At 72.5% G+C, this 20,357-nt stretch carries 16 protein-coding genes and 1 pseudogene; 11 read left to right on the top strand and 6 right to left on the bottom strand.

What is annotated here, in order from left to right:
• Positions 1-119 precede the first annotated feature (119 nt).
• Together K1T34_RS52235 and K1T34_RS52230 are read left to right on the top strand one after the other, a co-directional pair.
• Complete coding sequence (locus K1T34_RS52235; RefSeq protein ID WP_255638187.1) at positions 120-1,643, top strand: AMP-binding protein; 1,524 nt, start codon at positions 120-122, stop codon at positions 1,641-1,643.
• A gap of 3 nt (positions 1,644-1,646) precedes the next feature.
• Positions 1,647-2,267: a MarR family transcriptional regulator gene (locus K1T34_RS52230; RefSeq protein ID WP_220242157.1), complete on the top strand. Its 621-nt coding sequence runs from the start codon at positions 1,647-1,649 to the stop codon at positions 2,265-2,267.
• Between the two features lie 76 nt (positions 2,268-2,343).
• Here the strand turns inward: K1T34_RS52230 and K1T34_RS52225 are convergent, their stop codons facing one another.
• The 3 genes from K1T34_RS52225 to K1T34_RS52215 all read right to left on the bottom strand — a co-directional run bounded on the left by K1T34_RS52225 (position 2,344) and on the right by K1T34_RS52215 (position 5,501).
• Complete coding sequence (locus K1T34_RS52225) at positions 2,344-4,083, bottom strand: PEP-utilizing enzyme (RefSeq protein ID WP_220242156.1); 1,740 nt, start codon at positions 4,081-4,083, stop codon at positions 2,344-2,346.
• A 68-nt stretch (positions 4,084-4,151) separates the two neighbouring features.
• Entirely contained in the window at positions 4,152-5,309 is a 1,158-nt protein-coding gene (locus tag K1T34_RS52220; protein ID WP_220242155.1) for an NAD(P)/FAD-dependent oxidoreductase, read from the bottom strand.
• Positions 5,310-5,312: 3 nt separating this feature from the next.
• Positions 5,313-5,501 carry a ferredoxin gene (locus K1T34_RS52215; protein ID WP_220242154.1) on the bottom strand — a complete coding sequence of 63 codons (189 nt, stop codon included), beginning with the start codon at positions 5,499-5,501 and terminating at the stop codon, positions 5,313-5,315.
• A gap of 192 nt (positions 5,502-5,693) precedes the next feature.
• Between K1T34_RS52215 and surE the strand changes: the two genes are divergently transcribed.
• Both surE and K1T34_RS52205 read left to right on the top strand, forming a co-directional pair.
• Positions 5,694-6,470 (top strand): 5'/3'-nucleotidase SurE, encoded by a 777-nt coding sequence (gene surE / locus K1T34_RS52210; protein WP_220242153.1) that lies wholly within the window; start codon positions 5,694-5,696, stop codon positions 6,468-6,470.
• Positions 6,471-6,506: 36 nt separating this feature from the next.
• Positions 6,507-7,388: an SMP-30/gluconolactonase/LRE family protein gene (locus K1T34_RS52205; protein WP_220242152.1), complete on the top strand. Its 882-nt coding sequence runs from the start codon at positions 6,507-6,509 to the stop codon at positions 7,386-7,388.
• Here the strand turns inward: K1T34_RS52205 and K1T34_RS52200 are convergent.
• Both K1T34_RS52200 and K1T34_RS52195 read right to left on the bottom strand, forming a co-directional pair.
• A complete protein-coding gene (locus K1T34_RS52200; RefSeq protein WP_220242151.1) occupies positions 7,363-7,854 on the bottom strand; it encodes a GNAT family N-acetyltransferase in 492 nt (163 codons plus the stop codon). The genes K1T34_RS52205 and K1T34_RS52200 overlap by 26 nt on opposite strands.
• A gap of 76 nt (positions 7,855-7,930) precedes the next feature.
• On the bottom strand, positions 7,931-8,380 hold the full coding sequence (locus K1T34_RS52195) for an Lrp/AsnC family transcriptional regulator (protein WP_220242150.1): 450 nt from the start codon (positions 8,378-8,380) through the stop codon (positions 7,931-7,933).
• 171 nt (positions 8,381-8,551) lie between these two features.
• On the opposite strand from K1T34_RS52195, the gene K1T34_RS52190 reads away from it, so the two are divergent.
• From K1T34_RS52190 to K1T34_RS52180, 3 genes are all read left to right on the top strand, one after another.
• Positions 8,552-12,043, top strand: a complete 3,492-nt coding sequence (locus K1T34_RS52190) for an indolepyruvate ferredoxin oxidoreductase family protein (protein WP_255638867.1) — start codon at positions 8,552-8,554, stop codon at positions 12,041-12,043.
• A gap of 119 nt (positions 12,044-12,162) precedes the next feature.
• The gene (locus K1T34_RS52185) at positions 12,163-14,010 is read left to right on the top strand and encodes an FUSC family protein (protein ID WP_220242148.1); all 1,848 of its coding nucleotides are present in this window, start codon (positions 12,163-12,165) and stop codon (positions 14,008-14,010) included.
• Between the two features lie 147 nt (positions 14,011-14,157).
• On the top strand, positions 14,158-14,574 hold the full coding sequence (locus tag K1T34_RS52180) for a hypothetical protein (protein ID WP_220242147.1): 417 nt from the start codon (positions 14,158-14,160) through the stop codon (positions 14,572-14,574).
• An 87-nt stretch (positions 14,575-14,661) separates the two neighbouring features.
• Here K1T34_RS52180 and K1T34_RS52175 read toward each other — a convergent pair.
• Positions 14,662-15,741: pseudogene (locus tag K1T34_RS52175) on the bottom strand (MFS transporter); the annotation flags it as partial.
• Between the two features lie 356 nt (positions 15,742-16,097).
• On the opposite strand from K1T34_RS52175, the gene K1T34_RS52170 reads away from it, so the two are divergent.
• From K1T34_RS52170 to K1T34_RS52155, 4 genes are all read left to right on the top strand, one after another.
• Positions 16,098-17,123, top strand: a complete 1,026-nt coding sequence (locus K1T34_RS52170) for a LacI family DNA-binding transcriptional regulator (protein WP_220242146.1) — start codon at positions 16,098-16,100, stop codon at positions 17,121-17,123.
• A 115-nt stretch (positions 17,124-17,238) separates the two neighbouring features.
• Positions 17,239-17,940, top strand: a complete 702-nt coding sequence (locus tag K1T34_RS52165) for a phosphatase PAP2 family protein (RefSeq protein ID WP_220242145.1) — start codon at positions 17,239-17,241, stop codon at positions 17,938-17,940.
• A 117-nt stretch (positions 17,941-18,057) separates the two neighbouring features.
• Complete coding sequence (gene murC, locus K1T34_RS52160; RefSeq protein WP_220242144.1) at positions 18,058-19,443, top strand: UDP-N-acetylmuramate--L-alanine ligase; 1,386 nt, start codon at positions 18,058-18,060, stop codon at positions 19,441-19,443.
• Positions 19,444-19,516: 73 nt separating this feature from the next.
• On the top strand, positions 19,517-20,302 hold the full coding sequence (locus K1T34_RS52155; RefSeq protein ID WP_220242143.1) for a nucleotidyltransferase domain-containing protein: 786 nt from the start codon (positions 19,517-19,519) through the stop codon (positions 20,300-20,302).
• Positions 20,303-20,357 lie beyond the last annotated feature (55 nt).

Raw genomic sequence — 20,357 nt, 5'->3', positions numbered from 1 at the left:
GCGAACGCTCAATCACTACATCACATCGCGTCGGAGAACGGAAGAGCTAAGCAAGAGCGTTGCGGTGGCGCTCGTTCGTGACATAGCATTCACAAACAATCGAGAAGGAGGTCGATGGCGTGTACCCCGCCCCGATTGCGCGCGAGCGGCCCGGTGCCCGGGCGTACGTGATGGCGCCGAGCGGCGAGAGCCTCACCTACGCCGAGCTCGAGGCCCGCTCCAACCAGGTCGCGCACGTGCTGCGCGAGCGGGGGATCGGCCCCGGCGGCACGCTGCTGCTCGTGCTCGAGAACCGGCTGGAGTGGCCGGTGCTCGTCGCCGCGGGCATGCGCTCCGGACTCTACGTGACCCCGGTGAACTGGCACCTGCGCAGCGGCGAGCTCGGCCCGCTGCTCGCGGAGGCGGTGGGCGACGGCGCCTCGTGCGCGATCGTCACCAGCGCCCGCTGCGCCGACGTCGTCGCCGAAGCCCTGCGCGAGGTCGGCAAGCCGGCGCTGCTGCTGTCCGTGGACCCCGGCGGCGAGCCGGAGTTCCTCGGCGACGCCGTGGCCGGTCTGCCCGAGGCGCCGATCGACGGCGAGCTGCTCGGCGCGCGGGTGCTCTACAGCGGTGGCAGCACCGGGCGGCCCAAGGCGTTCCGCCAGCAGCTGCTCGGTGTGCACCCGGCCGACGCGCCCGCCCGCCACGCGGGACTCGCGGCGAAGCTGGAGCTGGCCGCCGACACCGTGTTCCTCTCGCCGGCGCCGAACTACCACGCCGCCCCGTTCACCTTCCAGCTCATCACGCTCTCGCTCGGCGGCACCGTGGTGTGCCTCGACCGCTTCGACGCGGAGGGCTCGCTCGCGGCGATCGCGGCCCACGGCGTGACGCACTCGCAGTGGGTGCCCACGATGCTGCTGCGGCTGCTGCGTCTTTCGCCGGAAGCTCGCTCGCGCCACGACCTGAGCAGCCACCGCGTCGCGTTCACCTCCGGCGCGCCGTGCCCGCCCGAGGTGAAGACGGCGGTGATGGACTGGTGGGGGCCGATCCTGCACGAGTACTACGGCGCGTCCGAGGGCTACGGCCACACCTACGTCGGCCCGCACGATGCGCTGGCGCATCCGGGCACGGTGGGGAAACCGTTGTCCGGCAGCGTGCACGTGACCGACGACGGCGGGCGTGAGGTCCCGGCGGGCACCGTCGGGAAGGTGTGGTTCGCGCCGGGCGGCTCGGCCTACCGCAACGCCGGCGACGCGGGCGCCGACCTGTGCAGCGTCGGTGACCTCGGCAGCCTCGACGAGGACGGGTTCCTCTACCTCGTCGGCCGCGAGGGGCACACGATCATCTCCGGCGGCGTGAACGTCTACCCGACCGAGGTCGAGGACACCCTGCTCACGCACCCCGCGGTGGCCGACGCCGCCGTGATCGGCCTGCCGGACCCCGAGTTCGGCGAGGGCGTCACGGCCGTGGTCGAGCCGGCCGGCGCCGTGAGCGGGGCCGAGTTGATCGAGTACTGCCGCGAGCGGCTGGCCGGGTTCAAGGCGCCCCGCCGCGTGGAGTTCGTGGTGAGCCTGCCCCGGCTGCCGACGGGCAAGCTGAACAAAACCCTGCTGCGTGACCGAATCCTGTCCGGCGACTCCGGTGAAACCGGCGAAGGAGCGTGACCCATGACGACGTCCACCCGAGCGCGGTTCCTCGTGCTCCACGCGTTGCGCGTGAAGGGCCTGGCCCCCGACCCCGTGCTGCAGGCGCTCACGGGCCTGCCCGCGGACGAGGTGGCCGCCGAGGTCGCCGCGCTGGTCGCGGACGGGCTCGCCGTGCGCCGGGAAGGCCGGCTCGCCGGGACCATGCCGACCCCGGCCGGACGGGCCGCGCACCCGGAGCTGCTCGTGGCCGACGTCGCGGACTCCACCGAGGCGCTTTCCGCGGCCTACGAAGCTTTTCTGCCCGTGAACGGCGAGTTCAAGCGCGTGTGCTCGGCCTGGCAGCTGCGCCCGTCCGGCGAGCCGAACGACCACTCCGACGCCGCGTACGACGCCGGAGTGGCCGAGTCGCTGGCGGAGGTGAACGCGAACGTGACCGGCCTGCTCGACGAGCTCACCGCGTCCGCCGGCCGGTTCGGCACCTACCCGGTGCGCCTCGCCGGGGCGCTGCGGCGCGTGCGCGCGGGGGAGACCGCGGCGTTCGCCCGGCCGATGGCCGACTCGTACCACGACATCTGGATGGAACTGCACCAGGACCTCCTGCTCAGCGCGGGCCGGGAACGCTCGGCCGCCGACGAAGGCTGACCTTCTGAACCGCTTCGCCCCCCACGGAAAAGGGCCTGCACCCCACGCGGAGTGCAGGCCCTTTCCCTTACTGGGACTAGACTTCCAGCACCGTGACGGTGCCGGTGGTGCCGTCGACCTCGATGAGGGCGCCGTCCGGGATCCGGGCCGACGCGGCCGTCGCCGAAACCACGCACGGGATGCCGAGCTCGCGGCTCACGATCGCGGCGTGGGAGAACGGCGCGCCGACGTCCACGACCACCGCGGCGGCCGGCACGAACAGCGGCGTCCACGACGGGTCGGTCAGCGGGGCCACCAGGATCTCGCCGGGCTCCAGGGCCGACGGGTCGTCGGCGTTCGTGACCACGCGGGCGCGCCCGCGGGTCGAGCCGTTGCAGCCGGGCACGCCCTGGATGACCTCGCCGGCGACGGCAGGCTGCACCTCACGGCCCGAGCGGCGCGGCCAGTTCTCCACCGGCTCCGGCTGGCCCACGACCACGAACGGCGGCTCGCGGTCGAACAGGTCCAGGTACGCCGCTTCGCGGTCGCGCAGCGTCGTGCTGAAGCTCGCCGGGTCGTCCAGGAACCCGTCGAGCTCGCCGGCGAACAGCATGAAGATCTGCTCGGGGCGCTCCAGGTGCCCTTCGGCGGTGAAGCGGCGGCCCAGCTCGAGCGCGGGCAGGCGCAGCTCGTGCATGACCATGGCGCACGACGTGCGGCCGCGTTCCCGGCCCCGCAGCCACAGCGCGGCCGCGTGCAGCACGGCCTCGAACTGGCCCAATGCCTCGTCGTTGCCCGCCAGCGCGGCGCGCACGCCGGCCGACGCCGCTTCACGCTGCTCGACGCGTTCGGCGTTCTTCACCGCGGGCGCCGCGGAGTCGTCGGCCTGACGCATGCGGTCCACAGTGGACAGGGCGAGCGAAGGCTTGACGCCCCAGGTCTTCGCGCGGATCTCCCACTCCGACGGGCCGCGGAAGTCCCACGCCGTCAGGAACTCGTCGAGCTGGCGCGTGAACGCCACGACCTCGGGGTCGCCGCTCGCGCGCAGGCGCTCGACCAGGCCGTCCTGGCCCTCGTCGAACAACGCGGCCACCGCGCCGGTGCGGGCCAGGCGCGAGAGCGCCCACATCCCGGTGGACGGGCCGGTCGAGTCGATGTCGCCGATGCCGGCCACGAGCGTCAGCGCGAGCTCCGGCTGACCGATCGCCTCCGTGAACTGCGCGACGGCACCCAGGCCGACGCCGGCCTTGAGGCTCGCCTCGATGTGGCGGCTCAGCAGCGGCCGCAGCACGTCGCCGAACGAGGTGATCCGTTCGCGCAGCTCCTGGTTGCCCAGGTCGGCGATGGCGGGGCGGTTCTTGCGGATGTCCTCGACGGTGCGGCGGTCGGCGTCGTAGGCCGCGAGGTCCTTGGCGCCGAGGACCTGCTCGGCCAGCCACTGCCCGGCCGTGGCCTCGAACTCGGGGTTCTCGTCGAAATCGCGCTTTTCGCTTTCGTAGGAGGGGATCCCCGGCATGTCGCCGAAGTACTGCAGGTCCACCGCTTCCGGCGTCATGCCGGGCACGCGCACGCCGAACAGGCGCATCAGGGACATGTTGATGTAGAGGTAGCTGCCGAACGCGGGGAGCACGTTGTGCTGCACGGCGGAGTCATAGGTGGCGTGGTCCCACACCCCGCACGCGACGAACGCGTCGTCCCAGCCGGGCGAGAGGTTCGCCTGGAAGCCCGCCGACGCGTTGAGCGGGCTGATCGGATCGGGGAAGATCTCGCCGATGTTGGCGCGCGAGTAGATCGGGAAGACCGCCGACGCGTCGTCGTAGATGGGCCACTGGGTCATGGAGACCTCTCCTCGTCTTTGAGTTGGGCAGTTGAGTGGTAGTGGTGGGTTTCTTGCTGTGCGGTGGCTCAGGCGGACGTGAGCCGCCGCCGTTCGAGGGCGAGTTGCTTGGGCAGTCCGAAAGCGACGGAGCCGACGTGCCGGCCGTCCGTCGAGTAGCGCGCGACGAACTTGTCCCCGGCGAGGTTGCCGTGCACGAGCTCCACGTGCTCGCCGCGGCCGGGCAGGCCGACGCCCTGGATGCGCAGGCCGCACTGGTCGGACCAGAACGAGGGCACGGCGTCGAACGGCGCCTGCGGCCCGTGCAGCAGCGTGCGCGCGGCCGCGGCGCCGCCGAGCGCCGCGGTGGTCCAGTGCTCCACGCGCACCGGCGCACCGAGCAGCGGGTGCGTCCAGCAGGCGACGTCGCCCGCGGCCACGACGTCCGGCACGACGGCGCCGGATTCGTCGAGTACGCGCAGGTACTCGTCGCAGCGGACGCCACCGGACACGTCGATGCCGCTGCCGGCGAGCCAGCCGGTGGCCGGGCGGACGCCGGTGGCGATGACGACCACGTCGGCGCGCACCACGCGGCCGTCGGACAGCACCGCGCCGGTCACGCGGTCCCGGCCGAGGAACTTCACGACCTGGGTGCCGAGCAGCCAGCGCACGCCGCGCTCGCGGTGCAGGCGCTCGACGCGCCGGGCGACGTCTTCGCCGAGCACGCGGATCAGCGGGTGGGGGAGCGGGTCGGCGACGGCCACGGGGAGGCCGAGGTCGCGGCACGTCGAGGCGAGCTCGCAGCCGATGAAGCCCGCGCCGAGCACGAGGACGCGGCCGGTGAGGTCGGCTCGGAGGGCGCGGGCGTCGTCGAGCGTGCGCAGGACGTGCACGCCGGGCGGGCGGTTGAGGCCGGCGGGGATCACGGGGTTCGAGCCGGTGGCGATCACGAGACCCGTGAAGTCGAGCTCTTCGCCGTCTTCGAGGACGACGGTGCGGCCGCGCAAGGCGGCGACGGGGTTGCCGAGGCGCCAGGTGACTTCGGTGTCGGCTGTGTCGCTGTCGGACAGCGCGAGCGCGGTTTCTCCGGTGGCGCCGGTGAGCAATCCCTTGGACAGCGGCGGCCGGTCGTAGGGCCGGTGCGCTTCGGCGCCGGCCACCACGATCTCGCCGCGGAACCCCTCGGCGCGCAGCGCTTCGGCGGCCCGCCAGCCGGCGAGCCCCGCTCCCGCGACCACGATCCGCACGGGCTACTCCGCGATCCGGATCGCGCGGGTCGGGCAGGCGCGGGCCGCGCGGTGCACCGCTTCGCGCAGGTTCGCGACCGGCCCGTGGTCGATGTGCAGCACCGCTTCATCGTCGAGGCTGAACACCTCGGGCGCGGCGAACTCGCACTGCCCGTGGCTCTCGCACAGCACCGGGTCGACTTCGACGTTCACGGGTCACTCCTCGCGGCCAGTTTGTGACGTGCAGATCACATAATGCGGACCCGGGGGCTTCTGGTCAAGGGGGATACGTGGGTATCTTGGCTGGACAGGGTCGCCTTGTCCGACTTGGGCGTGGACACAACAGCGAACGTGTGGTCACAATCTAGCGATCCGAACACTCCGACGAACCGGGAGCGGGCGACTGTGCGGGTACTGCTCACGAACGACGACGGCATCGAAGCCCCGGGCCTGCTCGCGCTGGCCCACGCTCTGCGGGACGCGGGGCACGACCTCGTCGTGGCCGCGCCCGCGGGGGACAGCAGCGGCAGCGGCACGTCGCTGGGTGCCATCGACCACGGCACGATCGTCGCGTGCGAGCCGCACGCGCTGCCCGGCCTCGACGGCGTGCCGGCGCACCGCGTGTCCGCGCCGCCGGCGTTCGCCGTGCTCGCGGCCTGTTTCGGCGCGCTCGGCCCGCCGCCCGACGTGGTGGTCGCGGGCATCAACGACGGCCACAACACCGGCCGCTCCGTGCTGCACTCCAGCACCGTCGGCGCGGCGCTCACCGCGTCGACCGCCGGCCGCTCCGCCCTCGCCGTGAGCTGCGGCGACCGCCCCGGCGCGCGCTTCGACACGGCGGCAGCGGTGGGCGTCGCCGTGCTCGACTGGCTGGTGGCCCACGCGCCCAAGCGGACCGTGCTGAACGTCAACGTGCCCGACGTCGACCTCGCCGACCTGCGCGGCGTGCGCTGGGCCCGGCTCGGCCGCGTGGGCTCGTCCGGCCTGATGATCAAACCGGCCGCCGACGGCCTGCGCCTGGAACGCTTCCCGACGGCGCAGGACGTGCTGGCGCTGGACGAGCACGCCGACACCGACGCGGCCCTGGTGGCCGCGCGGTGCGTCGCGGTGACGGGGTTGCTGGGCGGGCCGCGGGAGGTGTCGGACCTGGGTTCGCTGGAGGGCGTTCTGCCCGTCGGCTGAGTAGGCTCCAGGCCGGAAACCGGCGGCTGGGGGCAGATGTACGTCGAAGCGGAGTTCGAGAGGTTCGACGAGCGGTTCGCGCGCGTCGACGGTGATTCGCGGCTGGAGCGGCTCTACGACGGCTGCCGCTGGGCCGAAGGCGCGGTGTACTTCCCGGCGGCGCGCTCACTGGTGTGGAGCGACATCCCCAACGACCGGATGCTGCGCTGGGACGAGACGACCGGCGCGGTGGGCGTGTTCCGCCACCCCGCGGGCTACTCGAACGGCAACTCGCGCGACCGCCAGGGCCGGCTGCTCACGTGCGAGCAGGGCCCGCGCCGGGTCACCCGCACCGAGCACGACGGCTCGATCACCGTGCTCGCAGACCGCTTCGAGGGCAAGCGGTTCAACAGTCCCAACGACCTCGTCGAGGCGGCCGACGGCGCGATCTGGTTCACCGATCCCCGCTACGGGATCTCCAGTGACTACGAGGGTTTCCGCGCCGAGAGCGAGATCGGCGGCGACCACGTCTACCGCATCGACCCGTCGGGCTCGGTCACCGTCGTGGCCGACGACTTCGAGCGGCCCAACGGCCTGGCGTTCTCCCGCGACGGCTCACAGCTCTACGTCGTCGACACGAAACGCGGCCACCTGCGCCGCTTCGACGTGACCTCGCGCGGAGTCTTGACCGGTGGAGCCGAGATCGCGCACTGCCGCCAAGGCAACTTCGACGGGCTGCGCCTCGACGACCAGGGCCGCCTCTGGGCGGCCACCGGCGGCGGCGTCGACTGCTTCGCCCCCGACGGCACGCTGCTCGGCGGCCTCAAGGTCCCCGAACCCGTGGCGAACCTGGTCTTCGGCGGCCCGAAGCGCAACATCCTGTACGTCTGTGCGACGACGTCGATCTACTCGATCATGCTGAACGTGACGGGTGCCTGAGGCCGCGCACCATCTTCAGCGCCAACCGCCGGTAGTGCACCGTGCTTTCTTCGAGGAACCCGCACCGGCGGTAGAGCGCGATCGCCACCGCGTTGTCCTCGAAGACCTGCAGCCGCACGGAGTGCGCGCTCTGGCTCTCGGCCCACTGCGCGACGGCCTCGACGAGCGCCTCGCCGACGCCGTGGCCGCGTGCGGACGGTGCCACGTACATCGAGTGCAGGTCCACCACACCGTCGTAGTCGGGGGTCGTGCCGCTCGCCATGCCCGCGTCGCGCCCGCCTACGGCCGCGAGCACGTTGAACGGCAGGTCCGTGAGCCGTCCGCGCCAGCGAGCCTCGGTGTCGCCCTCTCCCTGCCAGTCGGCGAGCCGCGCGCCGAACGCGTGCGGCGCCTCGGCGAGCGCGCTGAGCCGCAGGGCCCGCCACGCGCGCCAGTCGTCCGCCGTCAGTTCCCGGATCTCCACCACGCCGTCCACGATCGCGGCGACCGGCCGTGGCTCGCAAGGTGTTTTCCGTATAACGACCTATACCGCCGCCCGGAGATCAGCCGGCTTCCGCGGCCTCCGTCGAGCTGCCCAGCGTGATGAACGTCTTCGTGCCCACCACCCCGCCCGACACCCGGATCGCGTCGATCACCTGGCGCAGGTGGGTCACGTCGCGGGCGCGGATGTGGCACAGGGCGTCCGGGTCGCCGGCGATGAGGTACACCGCCCGGACCTCCGGCAGGTCGCGCGCGAGGCGCTCGATGTCCGGGGGCCGGGTGCGGCCCGTGTAGCGCAGCTCGGTGAAGGCCTCGATGTTCCAGCCCAGCTTGGTGTAGTCGATCTGCGCGGTGAAGCCGGTGATCACGCCGGCGGCCTGCAGGCGGTCGACGCGGCGCTTCACCGCGGGCAGGGAAAGTCCGACTTCGGCGGCCATGTCCGCATACGAGCGCCGGCCGTCGAGGCGGAGGAACTCCACGAGGCGCAGGTCGATGTCGTCGACGCCGGCCATGTCGCCTCCTGGCAAGAAATTAAAGTGGATACCAGGTCCACGTTACATAGTTGCGTCATCGTGGCCAGGCCGCGCACCGATCTTGCGCCGTGAGAGGCTGAGGTTTCTCCTGTGTCCCACGCCACCGTGTTCCATCCCGCCGTGCCCCATCCACCGTGCCCCACCCGGGCCCTGCCACGCCCCTGCGAGAGGAGCGCCCACGTGCTCACCGAACCGGTTTCGCTGGACGACAAGTACGTCGCCGACCATGGGCGAGCGTTGATCTCCGGCGTCCAGGCGCTCGTGCGGCTCACGCTCGAGCAGCGCCGGCTCGACGAGGCCCGCGGCCTCGACACGCGCGTGTTCGTCTCCGGCTACCAGGGTTCCCCGCTCGGCGGGCTGGATCAAGAGCTCGGGCGCGCCAAGAAGTTCCTCGACCCGGCCGGTGTCGTGTTCCGGCCCGGGGTGAACGAGGAGCTGGCCGCGACCGCCGTCGCCGGCACGCAGCTGCTCGGCAACGTCCCCGGCCGCCGCCACGCCGGCGTCACTGGCTTCTGGTACGGCAAGAACCCGGGCCTGGACCGCGCGGCCGACGCGATCCGCCACGGCACGCTCGCCGGCACCGCCTCGCTCGGCGGCGCGGTGGCGTGGATCGGCGACGACCCGGCGTGCAAGTCCTCGACGGTGCCCAGCTCGTGCGAGCCGATGGCGCAGAGCCTGGCCATGCCGCTGCTCGCGCCCGGCAGCGTCGCCGAGATCATCGAGTTCGGCCTGCACGCGGTGGCGCTCTCGCGGGCGAGCGGGCTGTGGACCGGTCTGAAGATCGTCGCGGACATCGCCGACGCGTCGGCCACGGTCGACATGCACACGCTGGCCCACGGCATCCCGATGCCGCCCGAGACCCTGCGCCCGACCGGGCGCGCGCTGGTCGGCGCGCCCGCGCTCGACGCCGAGCACGACATGTTCACCCGCCGCCTCGACCTGGCCCGCGCGTACGCCCGCGCGACCGGCCTGAACCGCGTCACCTTCACCGCCCGCGCGGCCAAGCTCGGGGTGCTCGCGTCGGGCACCGGCTACGCCGTGGTGCAGCGCGCGCTGCAGGACCTGGGGCTCGACGAGGCCGCCATGGAGGCGCTCGGCCTGCGACTGATCCGCCTCGCCATGCCCTACCCCCTCGACGCCGACGTGCTGGCCGAGCTCACCGAGGGCCTCGACGAGGTGCTCGTGGTCGAGGACAAGGTGCCGTTCCTCGAAGGCCACCTCAAGGAGGCGCTCTACCACCGCCCGGGGGCGCCCAACGTGGTCGGCCGCCGCGACGAGACCGGCCGGCCGCTGCTCACCGGCCGGGGTCAGCTCGTCGCGGAAGACGTGGCGAAGGCGCTGGTCAAGCGCATCGAAGCCGTCGTCGGCTCGGACCGGCTGCCGCGCACCGCCGCCGTGCACCTGGACGCGATCACGCCGCCGCGCCCGCCGCGCATCGCGCTGCCCACCGCCACCGCGCCGCGTACGCCGTTCTTCTGCTCCGGCTGCCCGCACAACGTCTCCACGCGTACGGGCGACGACACGCTCGTGGGCGTCGGCATCGGCTGCCACGCGATGGTGGCCATCGACGGCGCGGGCCGCGGCCACCAGATCGGCCTCACGCAGATGGGCGGCGAGGGCGCGCAGTGGCTCGGCCTCGCGCCGTTCACCGACGACCGCCACTTCGTGCAGAACCTCGGCGACGGCACGTTCCACCACTCCGGCTCGCTCGCCATCCGCGCGGCCGTGGCCGGCGGCGCGACCATGACGTACAAGCTGCTCTACAACGACGCGGTCGCCATGACCGGCGGCCAGCGCGCCGAGGGCCGGCTCGACGTCCCCTCCATCACGCGCCTGCTGGCTGTGGAGGGCGTGCGGCGGATCGTGATCACGACCGAAAGCCCGGCCGACTACCGCGGCGTGTCGCTCGACCCGATCGCGTCGGTGCGCCACCGCGACGACTTCGCCGAGGTCGAGGCGGAGCTGGCCGCGACCGACGGCGTCACCGTGCTGATCCACGACGACCGGTGCGCGGCCGAGGAACGCCGGCTGCGCAAGCGCGGCCAGCTGCCGACGCCGGCCGAGCGCGTGGTCGTCAACGAGCGAGTGTGCGAGGGCTGCGGCGACTGCGGCGACGTGTCCACCTGCCTGTCGGTGCGGCCGGTCGAGACGGAGTTCGGCGCCAAGACGCGCATCCACCAGTCCTCGTGCAACAGCGACTTCACCTGCCTCAAGGGCGACTGCCCGTCGTTCCTGCTCGTGACGCCCGGCACGAAGAAACCGCGCCGCGAGGTACCCGAGCTCCCCGTGGCGCTGGCGGAACCGGCGGCCCGGCTGTCCGAAGTGGACACCGTGTTGATGCGGATGCCCGGCATCGGTGGCACGGGCGTGGTCACGATCTCGGCGGTGCTGCAAATGGCCGCGCACCTCGACGGCCGGTTCGCCGCCGGCCTGGAGCAGACCGGCCTGGCGCAGAAGGGCGGCCCGGTCGTCTCCGACATCCGGATCTCCAAGTCGCCCGTGACCGGTTCGCTGCGGGCCTCGCGCGCGACCGCCGACGTGCTCGTGGGATTCGACCTGCTCGGCGCGGCCGACGCGGGCAACCTCGCCACCGCGCGGGCGGGCCACACCGTCGCCGTGGTCAACACGGCGCTGGTGCCCACGGCCGCGATGGTCACCCACCGCGTGGTGCTGCCCGGTTCGAACGACGACGCGCTGGAGAAGATCAGCGCCGTGACCCGCGACCTCGTGGCGCTCGACGCGAACGAGCTGGCCGAGGAGCTCTTCGGCGACCACATGCCGGCCAACATGCTGCTCGTCGGCGCGGCCTACCAGCACGGCGTGGTGCCGATCTCGGCCGACGCGATCGAGGCGGCGATCCGGCTCAACGGCACCGCCGTGGAGAAGGCGCTGGCGGCGTTCCGCTGGGGCCGCGCCGCGGTCGTCGACCCGGCCGCCGTGCGGGCCGCCGCGATCTCCCCGGCCGTCGCGGAAGTGGCGGTGGACGCCGTGGCCGCGACGATCGCCGCCGGCGACTTCGAGCAGGTGCTGGCGCCGCGCGTCGCCGACCTGATCGGTTTCCAGGACGAGACGCTCGCGCGCCGCTACGCCACCCAGGTCCGGGAGCTGGCCGCGGAGGCGGCCGAGCGCACGGACGCCGACACGGGGGCCCGCATCGCCGCCGCGTACGCGCGCGGGCTGCACAAACTGCTGGCGTACAAGGACGAGTACGAGGTCGCGCGCCTGCACCTGGACCCGGTCGAGCAGGCGCGGCGGGCGGCGGAGTTCGGCGCGGACGCCGACGTCGCCGTGCTGCTGCACCCGCCGGTGCTGCGCGCGATGGGCATGAAGCGCAAGATTCGCCTGCGCGGCCGCACCGCCACGGTGGCCTTCCGCACGCTGAAGCGTGCCCGCCGCCTGCGCGGCACCCGGGCCGATGTGTTCGGTTACGCGAAGGTCCGCCGCGTCGAGCGGGCTCTGCCGGGGGAGTACCAGCACCTCGTGGAGCGCGGGCTCGCCCACCTCACCCCGAAGACCGCCGACGCGTTCGAGGAGCTCGCCGCGCTGCCCGACGTCGTGCGGGGCTACGAGGACATCAAGCTCGCCAACGTCGAGACCTTCCGCACCCGCGCGGCGGAGCTGCTGGCCACGATCACCGCCTGAGCGCTCCCGGTCCGGGTCCACAAAGGACTCAGCCACAAAGGACTCGGACCGGGAGTGGCGCCGCCGCTGCCGGGGTGCGAGGCTTCCGCGGGAAGAAGCGCGAAGACGGTGAGGTGCGGGTGAACGTTCTGGCGCGCGGCGGCGGTTTGCTCGTCGTGATCCTGGCGGTGGTCGGCGGCACGGCCGGGCTCGGGGCGGTGCTCGGCCTCGGTGGCACGATGATCCTCGCCGGGCTGACCGCGTTGTTCTGCTTCATCGCGGCCAACGGCGGACCGCTGCTGCCGGACCTCAAGCTGCTGGCGGCGTTCGCGCCGGCGGTGGTGATCGGCGCGGCCGGGCCGCGGCTGCTCGGGCAGGTCTCGCACACCGCGGCGATCGCGCTGCTTGTGCTCGTGGTGTTCTGCGCGGCGCTGCTGCCGGCCCTGGGCGCGCGGTACGTGACCGTGGGCCTCGGGCTCGGGACGTCGTCGGTGTTCGGCTACGGCTTCCAGCTCACGGGCGCGGCGAGCGTCGGACAGATCCTCGGCGCGCCCGCGCTGGCCATCGGCGTGGTGTTCGTGCTGCGGCTGCTGACGGGCCTGGGCGACCCGGGCAAGCCGACGCGCGCCGCGCTCGCCGACGCGCTGGGCGGACCGGACCGCGAGAGCGCCGAACGCGCCGTTCGGCTGTGGCTGGCCGACCGGCCGCTGCGCTGGCAGGCGCGTGTGGTCGCGGCGGGTCTGCGCTGCCACGGCACAGCTGCGGTGCTACGCGACCGGCTGCGCGTACTGGACGCGGACCAGGCGGCGGCCGTCACCGCGGTGCTGGCGGCCGTCGAGGCGGCGCTGACGCAGCTCGCGGACGCGGTCCGCGTCAAGACCCTCGACCCGGCCGGCGTACCCGAGGTCGAGCGCGTCGACCCGGAGATCGGCCTGCCCGGCGACACCCGCGTGCTCGTCGATGACCTGTGGACGGCGGTCGCCGCGGTGCGCGAGGCCGTCTCGACGCGCGACGAGTCCCTCGTGGACTTCCCGCGCCACATCGTGCGCACGGCGTTGCGCCGCGAGGCCGCCGGCGCGTTGTCGTGGCGCTCGGCCCAGCTGCGCCACGCCGTCCGGTGCGCGCTGGGCATGCTGCTGGCCGTCGTGATCGCGTCGTTGCGCCCGGGTGACCCGCTCACGGTGTCGTTCCTGATGACGACGTTCGCGATCATGCAGCCCGAATGGCGCGACACGCTCGCGAAGGTCTGGCAGCGCGTGGCCGGCTCGGTGGCCGGGGCCGTGGTGCTCGCGCTCGCGCTGTGGCTGCTGCCGCACTCGGCGCTGCTGCCGCTGGGGCTCGTCGCGCTGCTCGTCGGGTTCCCGTTCATGCAGGCGCAGCCCCTGGTGTTCAACGGATGCATCGTGCTGATGAGCGTGAGCGTCAACGCGGTGACCAAGCATCTCGACCCCGGCGCGACGCTCGCGGAGTACGTGCTGCTGGTGGCGCTCGCCGTCGCGATCGCGCTGCTGTTCGGGTTCGCCGCCGTGCCGGGCGTGCCGAAACCCCCAGTGGCGCAACGCTTTTCGGACGCGACGGCCGCGATGGGCGAGCTGCTCGGATCCGTCGCCGCGCGCCTGCGCGGAGAACCGGGCGGCGACGCGCGCGAGGTCGGCCCGCGCTTCCGCACGGCCGTGCGCACGCACCAGGACCTGCTCGCGCCCGAACCCGGCACCCGCGGCCCGGACTCCACTCAACGCGACGCTCTCGACGAGTCGGTGGAAGGCCTGCGCGGCCTCGCGGCGTCGGCCGGCGCGATGCTCCAGCGCCGCACCGGTTCGGCCGAGCTGGCCGGCTTCACCGCCGACGCCGCCGCGGCGCTGACCACCGGTGCACCGCCGCCCTCCCGGCCGGACCTGCCGGACGAGGAGGAGCGGCTGCTCGCCGACCTGGTCCTCGCCGACGTGCTGCGGATCAGCCGCGGGCGCGCGGCCCTGACCCCGGCGTGAATGCGATTCATTTTCTGCGAGGGAATTCGCGGCAACCCTAAGTCATTCCTAAATGGCCACTTTCGAGGTGCGCCGCTCGGCTGTTCCGTTGTACGTTCGGTTCGCGGCGAGATGATCTTGCCGCTCCTACTGGAGGGAACAGAACACATGGGGAAGCGGATTTCGCGGATCGGTGCGCTCGTCGCCGCGGTCGCGGCGGCCGGCACGCTGGTGGCCGGCGCTGGCGTTGCGAACGCGGCGCCGGCCAATGCGTGCACCGACCCGCACCAGGCGTCGGGCATCATCGGGAAGTGGGGCCCGGTCAGCAAGTCGAACTGCGCGATCCTCGGCCACGCGGGTTTCCGCGCGGGATACGGCTGGAACGTGCAGGAAGGCACCAACCAGTCCGCGTGCGTCCAGGGCTGGGGTTTCGACGCCAAGCACCCGAAGGGCGGCTGGTTCAGCCTCGGCTGCGGCAAGAGCGGCAAGATGACGGTGCCGTGGGGCAACATGGCCGCCAACCCGCAGGTCCGGGTCAAGAGCATGGGCGGCAGCATCGCGGTGATCGTCGACTGGCGCCAGTGAGCTGATCCCGGTGCCCGCCGGCCATTCCCCGGCGGGCACCGGAACCATCTTTATCCGGAAACAGCAATTCTCTCGAACGGCACTGCCCTATTCGATGGCCACGATGTCGCGTCCGGTTCGGTCCGGCGCTATCGCGGAGAAAACAATCCCCGCCAACGGGCCCAGAATGCCCAGTGCCAACGCGAGCGGAATGCCGCCGCCCGCCAGGGTCAGCGCGAAAAGCGGGTACACGCCGGCACCGAGGCCGCGGCCGACGTAGTAGCTGCTGTTCGCGCCCGTGGACCGGATGCGCGTCGGGTAGTACTCCGACATCCACACGCCCAGCACGCCGAAGCCGCCGCAGGCCGCGGCCGACCACATCAGTGCCCAGAACGTGGCGTCGCCCCAGAAGGACGAGCTCACGTGGTCCGTGCCGCTCAAGACCTGTCCGAGGAACCAGGCGAAGCCGGCCACGCCGAACACGCAGGCGGCCAGGAACGCGTACTTGCGCCGCACAAGGTCCGACAACGTGCCCGTCGCCGTGTAGGCGAGGATCGTGAACACGTAGCCGATCAGCACCACGCCGCTCGCCGTGCCCAGCGGCAGGTGCTGCACCTTCAGCAGGTACGTGGACAGGTACACGCCGACGGAGTTGGTCGTGAGGAACATGGCCGTGGACAGCACCATGAAGATCACGCTGCCGTAGACCACTTTCGAGCGGAACACGTCCAGGATCGGCACGCGCGTGCGCCGCAGCTCGGGCGGCACGGTGCCCTCGCGCAGCCGCCGTTGGTACTCGAGCCAGTGGCGCGACTCCGGCAGCAGCCGGAAGGCCGCGAGCCCGATCACCACGCTCACCACGCCGATCACGACGTAGCCGGTGCGCCAGCCAAGGTCGTTGCCGAACCAGGACAGGCACGCGTAGAGCACGCCGACCGTCACGATCTCGCCGAGGAAGTACATCGACTGGATCAGGCCACCCATCGTGCCGCGGCGGGTGGTTTTCCAGCACTCGGTGAACATCGAGAACGACAGGCCGAACAGGCCGCCCATGCCGAGACCGGCCAGCAGCCGGGTGGCCAGGAACGTCCCGAAGCTCGGCGCCAGCCCGCCGAGCACGGCGGCGACGCCGAAGGCGAGCACGGAGATCGCGTACGTGCGGCGGCGACCGAGGGTGTCGCCGAGCCAGCCGGCGCCGAGATCAACCTCGTCGGCTACCCGCTCACCTACCTGTCCGGCTCACTGCACGTGTCCACGGTGGCACTGGTGAGCGTGGCGACGTTCCAGGGCTTCGCCTCGATCGCGGGCGGGTTCCTGTTCGCACGATGCCCTTGACGCCCGGCAGGCCGGCGAGCCAGCGCCCGTGCACCGCGAGGGCTTCGTGGTCGACGTCGCCGCTCTCGGTGAACGGGGTGACGCACGCCGGGACGAGGCCGCGCAGATCCAGAGACTTCATGACACTCCCTTGTTTCAGGCTGTGCAAACGATGAGGGAATCGGTTGCACAAAGGTAGGCTGCGGGTTGCCCGAGAGTCAAGGAGCCGCATGAGCGAGCGAACACCGGAGATCACCCGGGAGCCGGGGGCCCGCCCGACGATCAGCGACGTCGCGCTGGCAGCCGGCGTCAGCAAGTCGACGGTCTCGCGCGCGCTCAACCCCGAGCACCGGTTCTTCCGCAGCCCGTCGGCGGCGCGGATCCGCGAGATCGCCGAGGGCGTGGGCTACGAGCCGAACCCGGTCGCGGCCAACCTGCGACGCCAGCAGACCAACACGTTCGGCGTGCTCGTGCCGCGGCTGACCGACACGGTGATGGCGATGTTCTACGAGGAGGTCGCCACGGCGTGCACGCGCCGCGGGTACCACGCGCTGGTCGCGACCTCGCACGACGAGCCGGAGCTGGAGCGCGAGAACGGCCGGATGCTGCTCGGGCGCCGCGTCGACGGCCTGATCCTCACCACCGCACGCACCGAAGGCGGCTTCTGTCAGGAGTTGCTGGAGCGCGGGGTGCCGCACGTGCTGGCGATGCGCACGTTCGGCGACAGCGCCGCGGCCGTGGGCGACGACCGCCTCGGCGGCTACCTCGCCACCCGGCACCTCCTGGACCTCGGACACCGCCGCGTCGCCCTGGTCGCGGGTCCGGCGTATGCGTCCAGCGCGCTCGGCCGCCGGGCCGGTTACGAGGACGCGTTGCGGGAGGCCGGCCTCCCGGCAGTGGTCCTGCCCTCGACGTTCAGCATGGAGAGCGGCGAGGACGCCGGGCGCGCCCTGCTCGCCCTCGACCCGCGCCCCACCGCCGTGTTCGCCGTGAACGACAACACCGCCGTCGGGCTGCTCTCGGCCGTGCAGCGCGCCGGTGTGCGCGTGCCCGAGGAGCTGTCCGTGGTGGGGTACAACGACATTCCGCTCGCCGCGCGCCTGCCGGTGCCGCTCACCACGATCCGCGTCCCGTTCACGGAGATCGCCGGCGCGGCCGTGGATCTGCTGATCGACGCGGGCGCCGGGGTGCCGGCCACCACGCGCCGATTCGCGCCGACGTTGATCCCGCGGGGGACCACGCTGCGGGTGGGGTGAGGAGAGGCCCGTCCGTCCACAGGGGACTGGTCCGTGCGGAACCAATGCGCAGTTGTTGCAGACCCATGACATTTCCCGGGCCCACCGCGGACGAAGCGTTGGCAGGCTGGACGGGGTGAACAACCGAGTGCTCGGCATCGCCTGGCGGCTGCTGGCCGCCGTCCTCCTCGTCGTGGCGACGGGGGTGACGTACTTGCTGCTGGTCCGCACGGAGTCCGGCCAGGAGGCCGACCAGCGGGTCCTGGAGACGTTCGACCCGTCGTTCACCCGCGCGTCGGGGGAGGTGCCGCTGCCGCTGGAGGTCCCGGTGCCGGTGCTGTTCACCCTCGCGCTCGTGCTGGTCGTGGTGATCGGCCTGCTGCGGCGCGCGTACCGGCGCACGGCGGCGGCCGTCGGGCTCATGGTGGTGGTCGCGGGCTTCGCGCAGCTGCTCAAGGTCGCCCTCGACCGGCCGAACCTGGCCGAGCGCATCCACTCCACCAGCAACAGCTTCCCCAGCGGCCACGTGACGGTGGCGGCGATGAGCGTGTTCGCGCTGCTGCTCGTGCTGCCGCGTGTGGGGCGGTTCGTGGCGGCGCCACTGGGCGTGGCGTGGATCGTCGCGGTCGGCGTCTCGACGCTCACCGTCGGCTGGCACCGCCCCAGCGACTGCCTCGGCGGCTTCTTCCTCGCGGCGGCCGGCTACGCGCTGGCCTCGGCGTGCGTGGTCGAGCGCCACCGTCCGCGGCTGCCCGCCGACGCCACGACCGTCGTCCTCGCCGCGCCTCAGCCGGCGCCCGGGCACCCGGACCGGCAGCCGTTCTCAGTGCCGCGCTGACGGATCGGCACACGGCTGTTGCCTTGCCGCGACAGAGAGCGCGCGGTCCGAGGACATGCCGGCAGCACCCTCGAATCCGGGGACAGGGAGTCCTCACCGGACACAAGAGAGTGCGTGATGAACGAGCTGACCGTGCGGGACCTGGGCCACGTGTACCTGATCGGCATCGGCGGGGTGGGGATGTCGGGCCTCGCGGAGATCCTGCTGCGCCACGGGGTGCCGGTGAGCGGCAGCGAGGTGGGCGACCGGCCGGCCCTGGCGTTGCTGGAGGAGCTGGGCGCCACCGTGCACCGCCGGCACTCGGCCGGGCACCTCTGGACCGCCGACACCGTGGTGTACTCCACCGCGATCCCCGACGACCACGTGGAGCTCGTCGAGGCTCGCGATCGGGGACTGCCGCTGCTGCACCGGTCCGAGGCGCTCGCGGCGGTGCTGGCGAGGCGCCGGGCGATCGCGGTCGCGGGCACGCACGGCAAGACCACCACCACCGCGATGATCACGGTCGCGCTGCGCGCCGGCGGGGCCGACCCGTCGTACGTGATCGGCGGCGACGTCCGCACGCTCGGCTCCGGCGGCGTCGGCTCGGGGGAGTACTTCGTGGTGGAGGCCGACGAGAGTGACCGCTCGTTCTTCGCCTACACGCCCGAGGTCGCGGTGGTCACGAACATCGACTCCGACCACCTCAACACCTACGGCGACGTCGAGGGGCTGCAGCAGGCGTTCCTCGACTTCTGCCGCCGTGTGCGCCCCGGCGGTTTCGTGGTGACCAACGCAGACGACGAGCGGTGCCGCCGGCTCGCCTCGGCGCTGCGGGCGGAAGGCCGGACCGTGTACACCTACGGCGAGGCCAACGACGCCGACCTCGTCGTGGTGGGGCTTTCGTCGGTGACCACGGGGATCCGCTACGACGCCGTGCTCGACGGCGCCCTCGTCGGCGCGGTGCACGTGCCGGTGATGGGCAAGCACCTCGGCCTCAACTCCGCGGCCGCGCTGCTCACCGCGCAGCGGCTGGGCATCCCGGGGGCAGCCCGCGGCTTGCGCCGTTTTCCGGGCGTCCGCAGGCGGTTCGAGCTCCGTGGTGTCGCGCGCGGCGTTCGGGTGTACGACGACTACGCCTGCCACCACACGTCGATGGCCGCTTCGCTGACGGCGTTGCGGTCGGTCGCGCAGGAACATCGGCTGGTCGTGGTGTGCCAGCCCAATCGCGCGTACCGCGTGCGGCAGTTCCTCGGCGAGATGGCCGAGTCGCTGAGCCTGGCGGACCAGGCGGTGGTGCTTCCGGTGTTCGGCCCCGGCGAGACCGTCGCGGCGGGTTATGACGGCGAGGCGCTCACCGCCGCGATTCCGTTGCCGGAGAAGGACAAGGTGTACGCCGGGTCGGGCTCCGTCGCGTGTGCGGAGGTGGTGCGGCGCGTGCAGCGGGGCGACGTCGTGGTGACCATCGGGTCGCCCGAGATGGCGGCGCTGGCCGGCCGCATCGTCGAGGCGCTGCACGAGGGCTGAGCGCTTATTCGCGTGCCGGCCGGAGCGGTGTCGTGCTACTTTGCCCGACTTTGCTCCTGCCGAAAGGAAGGTCATGACCGTTCCCGCGCAGCACCGCGAGTTCCTCGACGACGTGCTCCCGAAGATCAGCCGCGACCCACGCGTGGCCGGGGTGGCCGTCAGCGGCTCGATCGCCCACGGCGAGCCCGACGTCTACTCCGACGTCGACGTCCTCGTGGTCGTTTCCGATGAAGCGTTCAACGCGGTGATGGCCGAGAGGTTCGCGTTGATCGGCTCGTGGGTCGACCTCGTCGCGGGCTTCACCGGCGAGCACGTCGGCGAGCCGCGGCTGGTCATCACCCTGACCGGGCCGCGCTTGCTGCACGTGGACTTCAAGTTCGTGCGAGTGGCCGATTTCGGCGAGCGGACGAGCGACCCGAAGATACTTTGGGAGCGCGACGGTGCGCTGACCCGGGCCCTCGCCGCCGCGCCCCTCGCCAAGGAGCCGCTGGACGAACAGTGGCTCGAAGACCGGTTCTGGGTGTGGGTCCACTACGCGGCCACGAAACTCGGGCGCGGCGAGCTGTTCGACGTCCTAGGATTCCTGGCTTTCCTGAGGGAAACCGTCCTGGGGCCGCTGATCGCCGCGCGCGCCGGCATTTCTCCTCGAGGCGTCCGCCGGCTGGAGTTCGCCGCTCCGGAAGAGGCGCGTGAGCTGCGGGCCACCGTCTGCGGGTACGACACGAAGGAGGCCGGGGCTGCGGTGCTGGCGAGCATCGAGCTGTACCGGCGCTGGCGCGGCGACGTCGAGCGGCGTGACCGGGCCGAGGAGCTGGCGGTGCGGTACCTCGCCGACGTGCTGGAGTCGGGCGGCAGGTAGCGGACACGCTCGGGAGGGCTCCCGCCGTCCGCGGTTACCGTCCCCGGTGATCAAC

The organism is Amycolatopsis sp. DSM 110486 (assembly GCF_019468465.1).
Taxonomy (GTDB): Bacteria; Actinomycetota; Actinomycetes; order Mycobacteriales; family Pseudonocardiaceae; genus Amycolatopsis.
The sequence above is the reverse complement of the archived record's forward strand: the minus strand, read 5'-3'. Positions and strand labels throughout refer to the sequence as shown.

What these genes read in the sequence shown, in the direction of transcription:
- K1T34_RS52170 (WP_220242146.1), top strand. Translation starts at nt 16,098, where the DNA reads ATGAGCGAGCGAACACCGGAGATCACCCGGGAGCCGGGGGCCCGCCCG.
- K1T34_RS52225 (WP_220242156.1), bottom strand. Translation starts at nt 4,083, where the DNA reads ATGACCCAGTGGCCCATCTACGACGACGCGTCGGCGGTCTTCCCGATC.
- K1T34_RS52180 (WP_220242147.1), top strand. Translation starts at nt 14,158, where the DNA reads ATGGGGAAGCGGATTTCGCGGATCGGTGCGCTCGTCGCCGCGGTCGCG.
- murC (WP_220242144.1), top strand. Translation starts at nt 18,058, where the DNA reads ATGAACGAGCTGACCGTGCGGGACCTGGGCCACGTGTACCTGATCGGC.
- K1T34_RS52155 (WP_220242143.1), top strand. Translation starts at nt 19,517, where the DNA reads ATGACCGTTCCCGCGCAGCACCGCGAGTTCCTCGACGACGTGCTCCCG.
- K1T34_RS52195 (WP_220242150.1), bottom strand. Translation starts at nt 8,380, where the DNA reads ATGGCCGGCGTCGACGACATCGACCTGCGCCTCGTGGAGTTCCTCCGC.
- K1T34_RS52205 (WP_220242152.1), top strand. Translation starts at nt 6,507, where the DNA reads ATGTACGTCGAAGCGGAGTTCGAGAGGTTCGACGAGCGGTTCGCGCGC.
- K1T34_RS52230 (WP_220242157.1), top strand. Translation starts at nt 1,647, where the DNA reads ATGACGACGTCCACCCGAGCGCGGTTCCTCGTGCTCCACGCGTTGCGC.